This window comes from Shigella sp. FC1967 (assembly GCF_001743005.1).
Lineage (GTDB): Bacteria > Pseudomonadota > Gammaproteobacteria > Enterobacterales > Enterobacteriaceae > Proteus.
Map to the genome: position 1 here is coordinate 1 of NZ_MIIZ01001414.1, position 355 is coordinate 355.

1 pseudogene is annotated in these 355 nt (G+C 54.9%); it reads right to left on the reverse strand.

Features of this window, described 5'->3' with window-relative positions:
* A pseudogene (locus BHE89_RS24515) lies at window positions 1-328 on the reverse strand (hypothetical protein); the annotation flags it as partial.
* Window positions 329-355 lie beyond the last annotated feature (27 nt).

Below are 355 nucleotides of genomic sequence, written 5' to 3' on the forward strand. Positions count from 1 at the left end.
GCCAGTTGCTTTGAACCCAAACCGACCGGCCCGATTCTGAACCGTATCTCCATGCTTCACGACACTGAACACTGGCTGGTTCCGGTTGCCACCAAAAAAAGGTGACTGCCGGGTTTACGCCGGGTATTGCTTCCAGAGCCATCGAAATAGCCAAGGACGCTTCCCGCGCAATGTCTTGACGCTCCTTTCCATTGGCGGCCTTGTAGGCCATCGAGGAGCTCATATCAACCAGGATGTGAACCGCCGTATTAGGGCGTTTCTTGGCTTCCGGCTTGAGGAATACGCGGGTATCACCCGTCACTACACGATGTAGTTTCCGAGCATCCACACGCTTCCCTGATCGTTGGTTACGGTG